The sequence below is a fragment of the Dellaglioa sp. CoH-56-MRSF-11 genome (genome assembly GCF_056782135.1).
The window spans coordinates 1-304 of record NZ_JBXAYE010000084.1; the positions used below are offsets into that span (position 1 = coordinate 1).

1 protein-coding gene is annotated in these 304 nt (G+C 55.6%); it reads left to right on the top strand.

The features are described from left to right. Positions 1 to 304 (top strand): hypothetical protein (locus tag AC1RPT_RS07945; RefSeq protein WP_481763012.1); only part of this gene is annotated, 304 nt, incomplete at both ends.

The following is a 304-nucleotide window of genomic DNA, read 5'->3' on the forward strand; positions in this document are numbered from 1 at the left end:
GTTGGTGATCTCGGTGTCTATTTCGAGATCGATTCGTTCCTGCCGGCCGAAGATGAGCGCTATGCGTTCCTCGAACCGAAGTTCATCACGTGGGAAGGCAAGCGTGGTGCACGTATCAAGACCATGAAGCTCAAGGGTCAGCTGTCGCAGGGTCTGCTGCTGCCGCTCACGCTTTATCCGGAAGTCAACGAACTGGAAGATGGTGTGCTTGGTCCGATCACGCTCTCCGACCTGAGCGACGATACGGTCAGCGAAATCGACCTGACCGAGAAGCTGGGTATCGAGAAGTGGGAGAAACCGATTC